Genomic DNA, 6,690 nt, shown 5'->3' on the forward strand with positions numbered 1-6,690 from the left:
GGCCCGGCTGGTTGCGGTACTCGGCATGGCGGGCATCCAAAATATCATTGACCCGCTGCTCTTCCTGGTAATAACGCTCCAGCTCAGGGGTAATTGTGGTGATCACAACACCCTGTTTGCAGTCGATGAGTACTTCCTGATTAACAAAAGGACTCAGGGCACTTTCTTCTATACCGACCAGGGTCGGGATATTGAAAGAGCGAGCCAGAATCACGGTATGGGACGTGCTGCCGCCGTGGGTTAATACCAGACCTTTGAGCAAAGATTTGTCCAGCTCAAGAAATTGACTTGGCGTGAGATCATCGGCCAGGCAGATACTTGGATCTGTCAGTGAGTTATCGCAACTAAACTGGCTCGATCCGTAAATCATCTGGAGTAGCTGGAAGCAGACATCGCGGATATCAAGTTCGCGCTCACGAAGATAGGCACTGGATGATTGCTGCAACTGCTTACCGTAATGTTTGGCTGTTGCGATAATGGCTTCGGCAGCACTGTTTCCCTCGGAGATGCCGCTCAGCAGTTTGGCGCTGAACTCTTCGTCACGCAGGATGGAAAGGTGGGCATCAATGACTGCCACGGCCGTACCATTGTCAGCTCTTTGCTGAAGCACTAATGCATTACGTAGTTGCTCCAGACCATTGCCCAAGGCGCTTTGCTCTTCGTCGATCCCTTTTGAGGCCGGCAGAGTGGTAAATTTGTCGAAGTTGATGCCGCCAGCCTGGATCAGCTTGCCGCGGCCCTGTCCTGAGCTTACCGAGTGGCCACGTACAATTGCTGGGTTCAGGTTGCTTAGATTGCGGGGAAGCGGGGCAAAGTCACCCGTTTCTTCTGTTGTTTCCAGTGCTTCGTCGCAGTGGGGGAATTCAGTTTTGATGAAGTGGGTAATTTTCTCTATTGCCTGCGCTTCATCTTCGCCAGAGACCGTGATAATGCACTCATCTCCCTGCAGAGTATCAGTGCCGATTAACGACAGAACGCTTTTGGCATTGGCGATATTGCCTGTTCGGGTATTTTCCCATTTGATATCGGCAACAAAAGTATTGCACAACTGCTCGACATGGCTGGCTGGTCGGGCATGAACACCGTTTGGCAGTTCACAAGTAAAAGTGAGTGTTTGTGTCATCGTCAGTACCTTTCATTGAGTTGCTGCTTATTCGAGTAACAACCCGTTTTTGATTTATGTAATGACAATATGCCGAGTTGCTAGTGGCGACTATGGGAAAATAATCACATCTACTGGATTATTGTAATATTCGCTCGTTTCTATGAACTTGAACAAGCTTTTATTTTTGAGGTAAAAACAAAGAAATAAGAATAAAGATTTTGTTTTTCAATGGCTTGGGTTTGTTTTGGTTAAGTAAAGCGTTAACTGGGTGCGCTAGATCACAGCTTGGTTGCGATCTAACAATAATCCAGTTTAGTGCTTTTTTTTCTACTCCCAGCCTCTCTGACTCTGCTCCATAGTTAATAGCGAAACGAAAGCTCTCAACGGAGAAGAGGCAATGAAAGATTTAATAACAATATTAAAAAACACCCGGCAACACTTAATGACAGGTGTTTCTCATATGATCCCTTTTGTTGTTGCTGGCGGTATCCTGCTGGCGGCATCGGTCATGATTTACGGTGAAGGAGCGGTACCTGAAGAAGGCACCTGGCTGCACGATTTGTTCTTTATTGGTGTCGCCGGTTTTCAGTTAATGGTACCTATTCTGGCTGCGTACATCGGTTTCTCGATTGCCGACCGTTCCGCACTGGCACCATCTGCTATCGCCGCTTTTATCGGTGCCAACATGTATAACACCGGCTTCTTCGGGGCCATCTTTGCAGGCTTGCTAGGCGGTATTGTTGTCTTTTACCTGAAGAAGATAAAAGTGCCCGCGTTTGCCCGCTCGGTGATGCCTATCTTTGTGATTCCTATCGTCGGTACCTTCATTACTGCAGGGGCGATTGTCTGGGGGATCGGTGAACCAATTGGTGCGTTAACGGCTTCATTGACTGATTTCCTTAAAGGCATGCAGGGCTCAAGCATTGTTGTTCTTGCCACCATCATGGGGATGATGATTGCCTTTGATATGGGCGGTCCGGTAAACAAAGTGGCCTATGCGTTCGTTATTCTTTGTGTCGGCGAGGGGCTATATGACGTGGCCGGTATCAGTTCGGTTGCGGTTGCGGTTCCGTCTATCGGTATGGGGCTGGCAACATTCATCGGCAAAAAACTGTATGACGCCAACGAACAAGAGGCGGGCCGTGCTTCTATCCTAATGGGCACAATGGGGATCACCGAAGGTGCGATTCCATTTGCCGCCGCCGATCCGCTACGTGTTATTCCTTCCATCATGATTGGTACTGCTGCCGGTGCCGTGACTGCCGCGATTCTGGGGGTCAAAAGCTATGCAGCCTGGGGTGGTCTGATTGTACTGCCGGTTGTCGAGGGACGATTTAGCTTCGTCATCGCACTTGCTGTAGGTTCCGTGGTGACTGCATTGCTGGTCAACTTTCTTAAAGCACGCCGCCCTCAGGAAAAAGTAGAAGAGACAGAAGACGATATCGATATTGATTTCGAAATCAACTAATTGATGGGCCAAGACAGTATCGGAAATGAAGTGATGTGTCTTGGCTGACTGAACAATTGAATAAGTATTTGTATTAAAGAATTGGTGATTAAGATGAAAAAGATTATTGCAGTAACCGCGTGTCCATCTGGTGTAGCTCATACCTATATGGCTGCTGAATCCATTTCCCAGTCGGCTAAAGGTAAAGGGTGGGAGTGCAAGGTTGAAACTCAGGGTTCTATCGGTATCGAAAACGAGCTGACGGCCGCTGATATTCAGGCCGCTGACCTGGTCATTCTGACTAAAGATATCGGTATTAAGAACGAAGATCGTTTTGAAGGCAAAACAGTGGTCCGAATTGGTGTTAGCGACGCTGTTAAACGTGCTGATGCGGTAATGGCGAAAGTCGAAGCGTTCTTCAATAAACAATAAGTGACCGCCAACTTCCCACAATGACATTCAGTAGAGAAGAATGAATTAAGCAGGGAGAATCTCCCTGCTTTTATTTCCTCCACGAGCAGTGGCTCAACCTGCAGGAGAGTGAACAACCATGACGACAGAACGTATAAACCGTCTGAAAAGCAACTTATTCGCCGCCCCGCGTGAGATATCTCTGGAAAGGGCGTTGCTATACACAGAAAGTTATCAGCAGACAGAAGGGCAGCCCACCATTATTCGCCGTGCCAAGGCAACAGCCTATGTCATGGATAATGTTGAGATCGCAATCCGGGATGATGAACTGATTGCCGGTAACCGCACCGTCAAACCCCGTGCAGGCATTGTATCGCCGGAGATGGACCCATACTGGATCGACAAAGAGCTCGATAGCTTCCATTCACGGCCGCAGGACAAGTTTGTCATCTCCGATCAAGACAAGCAGATCTACCGCGAGACGTTGTTGCCATATTGGTCGCAGCGTTCGATGAAGGATTTCATTAATAGTCAGTTCCCGGACGACATCAGAGAGGCAACCAGTCAGAAGGTCTTTTCGGTTAACCAGACCGACAAAGGACAGGGACATATCATTGTTGACTATGATCGTTTGCTGAACAATGGTCTCGGCGCTCTGGTTGGTGAAATGACTTCTCTGGCAGAGCAACACCCTGATAACCATTTTTATAAGGCCGTGCAGATACTACTCGAGGCCAGCACCCGGCATATTTGCCGCTATGAACAGCTGGCGCATGAAATGGCCGAGCGCTGTGTACGCGAAGGTAAGTCTCAGCGAGCCGCCGAGCTGAATAACATTGCCAGAATCTCGCAAAAAATAGCCATTGCGCCGCCGGATAATTTCTATGAAGCGTGCCAGTTGTTCTGGTATATGAACATTATTCTGCAATATGAATCCAATGCCAGTTCGCTGTCGCTGGGCCGCTTCGACCAGTATATGCTTCCTTATTACTGCGCGTCATTGGCGGCAGGGGAAACGCAGGCGTCGCTGCAGGAGTTGCTCGAGAGCCTGTGGGTTAAGACCAATGACATTGTGCTGTTGCGCTCGACCAACAGCGCCAAGTTTTTTGCCGGATTTCCGACCGGTTATACCATTTTGCTGGGTGGCCTGAATGAAACGGGACACAGCGCCGTCAATGAACTGTCGACACTTTGTCTTGATGCCTACCAGAGTATCCAGTTGCCGCAACCTAACCTCGGGGTAAGGGTCAATGAGCTAATTGACAGGAAGTTTCTGCAAAAAACAGCGGAGACTATCCGCCTGGGTACCGGGATCCCGCAGATCTTCAATGATGAGGTGGTTGTTCCGGCCTTCCTCAACCGCGGTGTGTCGCTTGAGGATGCCCGGGACTACTCTGTTGTCGGATGCGTCGAGCTGTCGATACCGGGCAAGACATACGGCCTGCATGATATCGCTATGTTTAACTTGCTGAAAGTGATGGAGCTGGCGCTCAAACGCAATCAGCATAACCTTGATGTCAGTTATGACAGCCTGATCGCTGAGATCCGCGAGGACATTCGTCATTACGTCAAACTGATGGTCGACGGTTCGAATATCTGCGATATCGGTCATCGTGACTGGGCGCCGGTACCACTTCTTTCGTCGTTCATTAACGACTGCATCGACAATGGCAAAGATATAACCGAAGGCGGTAGCCGCTATAACTTCTCGGGCGTGCAGGGAATTGGTATTGCTAACCTGTCAGATTCGCTCCATGCGTTGAAAAAGTTTGTCTTTGAAGAGCAGCGGATGGGCTATGCAGACTTTATCGAGATGCTCAACAGTAACTTCGAGAATGAAGGTGGCAGCAAGGTAAGGGCGCGTCTTATCAACCGTTACGAAAAGTACGGCAACGACATTGATGAAGTGGACATGATCAGTGCCGACCTGTTGCGCCTGTTCTGCAAAGAGGTGGAGCAATACGATAATCCGCGTGGCGGCAAGTTTACTCCGGGTTCATACACAGTGTCGGCGCATGTTCCTTTGGGAGAGGTCGTAGGTGCGACGCCGGATGGTCGTCTTGCCAAAGAGCAGCTGGCTGATGGCGGGTTGTCACCGATGCTGGGGCAGGACCAGGTAGGCCCGACGGCAGTCCTGAAAACGGTCAGTAAGCTGGATAACTACCTACTGTCTAACGGTAGTCTTCTGAATGCCAAGTTTACGCCTAGCACGCTTGAAGGCGAACAAGGGATCAGCAAACTCTGTGACTTCCTGCACGCGTTTATGAAGCTGAAGCTGCAGCATATCCAGTTTAACGTGCTAAATGCCGAGACGCTCAAGAAAGCCCAGGAAAAGCCTGAAGACTATGCGGGCTTGGTGGTGAGGGTTGCTGGCTATAGTGCTTTCTTTGTTGAGTTGTCCCGGGAAATACAGGACGACATTATCCGCCGTACAGCCCATGAACTGTAGGACTCAGATGATGTCGCCTCATTCGGATGTTCTCCAACAGCCTAATGAGCGAATGGGCAGGGTGTTCAACATTCAGCGCTATTCGCTCAATGATGGCCTGGGGATCCGGACGGTTGTGTTCTTTAAAGGCTGTCCGCTGAGCTGCCCGTGGTGCGCCAACCCTGAGTCACGTTCCCCTAAACAGCAGGTGATTAAGCGAGAGGCGAAATGCATTCAGTGTGAAGAGTGTGTGCTTGATAGCGGGGAGAGCATTGATGAGTGCCCCAGTGGTGCGCTTGAACGGGTCGGCAAAGAGATGTCGTATGACGAAATCATTGCCGAAATCGAGAAAGACAGCGTGTTTTACCGTACTTCCGGTGGCGGGGTGACGCTATCCGGTGGCGAAGTGATGGCCCAGGCGCCGTTTGCGATTGAACTGGCAAAGCGGCTTAAAGGGCTGAACTACCCCGTAGCCGTTGAAACAACCGGGCAGGGCAATGCCAGACAGTTGCTGGCTCTCGGTAAGCTGTGTGATGAAGTGCTTTTTGACTTCAAGATTATGGATCCTGAGCGGGCGAAGACTGTCACCGGAATCGATTTGCCCACGGTGCTTAAAAATTTCACATTGCTGGTTGAAGCCGGGATCACTGTTATCCCGCGTCTTCCGCTAATCCCGGGTTATACCCTGGACCTGATTAATGTTGATAAAGTGCTGCGCTTTTTGCAGCCGTTTGATATCGAGGAGATCCACCTGTTGCCTTTTCACCAGTACGGAGCAAATAAATACACCAGTCTGAAGATGAACTACTTGTTGAAAGATGTGCAGGTGCCGACATCGAGTGATATTGATGCGATTCGCCGCCATGTTGAAGCCGCAGGTTATCGAGTCACTATTGGAGGATGAATCTAATGAGAAAGAAAATTCTATTAACCGGGGCCAATGGCTTTTTTGGCACTCGCTTTATTAAGGCATACCAGCATCAGTTCGATATTTATGCCACGGACGTTGAGCAGCTCGACATTACTGATAAAGAGCAAGTCATGGCGACCTTTGCGGAAATACAGCCGGATTACGTTATTCATGCCGCTGCAATTGCAGTGACGGACTTTTGTAACAAGCATCCGGATATCGCCCGCAAGGTTAATATTGACGGGGCGGTAAATGTTGCCGAGGCATGCCGCCAATACGGGAGCAAACTTGTTTTCATTAGTACCGAACAAGTCTTCAATGGCAATAAAGAGCCGGGCCCTTATAGCGAAACTGATACCCCGGTGCCGGATACTGTTTACGGACAAAAC

General features: G+C 49.6%; 6 protein-coding genes. 5 read left to right on the forward strand and 1 reads right to left on the reverse strand.

The genetic code is table 11. From position 1 onward, the window contains the following. On the reverse strand, positions 1–1,123 hold a 1,123-nt coding region (locus MHN01_RS12370), incomplete at its 3' end, for an HPr family phosphocarrier protein (RefSeq protein WP_239411628.1). A 379-nt stretch (positions 1,124–1,502) separates the two neighbouring features. Between MHN01_RS12370 and MHN01_RS12375 the strand changes: the two genes are divergently transcribed. From MHN01_RS12375 to MHN01_RS12395, 5 genes are all read left to right on the forward strand, one after another. After that, positions 1,503–2,573 (forward strand): PTS fructose transporter subunit EIIC, encoded by a 1,071-nt coding sequence (locus MHN01_RS12375; RefSeq protein WP_239411629.1) that lies wholly within the window; start codon positions 1,503–1,505, stop codon positions 2,571–2,573. A 93-nt stretch (positions 2,574–2,666) separates the two neighbouring features. Next, positions 2,667–2,984: a PTS fructose-like transporter subunit IIB gene (locus tag MHN01_RS12380; protein ID WP_128784777.1), complete on the forward strand. Its 318-nt coding sequence runs from the start codon at positions 2,667–2,669 to the stop codon at positions 2,982–2,984. 118 nt (positions 2,985–3,102) lie between these two features. Beyond that, positions 3,103–5,412, forward strand: a complete 2,310-nt coding sequence (locus MHN01_RS12385) for a formate C-acetyltransferase (protein WP_239411630.1) — start codon at positions 3,103–3,105, stop codon at positions 5,410–5,412. 7 nt (positions 5,413–5,419) lie between these two features. After that, on the forward strand, positions 5,420–6,295 hold the full coding sequence (locus MHN01_RS12390; protein ID WP_239411631.1) for a [formate-C-acetyltransferase]-activating enzyme: 876 nt from the start codon (positions 5,420–5,422) through the stop codon (positions 6,293–6,295). Positions 6,296–6,300: 5 nt separating this feature from the next. Next, the coding region (locus tag MHN01_RS12395; protein WP_239411632.1) for a sugar nucleotide-binding protein at positions 6,301–6,690 on the forward strand (390 nt) is incomplete at its 3' end.

Source organism: Photobacterium sp. OFAV2-7 (assembly GCF_022347985.1).
In the GTDB taxonomy this organism is placed as follows: Bacteria; Pseudomonadota; Gammaproteobacteria; order Enterobacterales; family Vibrionaceae; genus Photobacterium.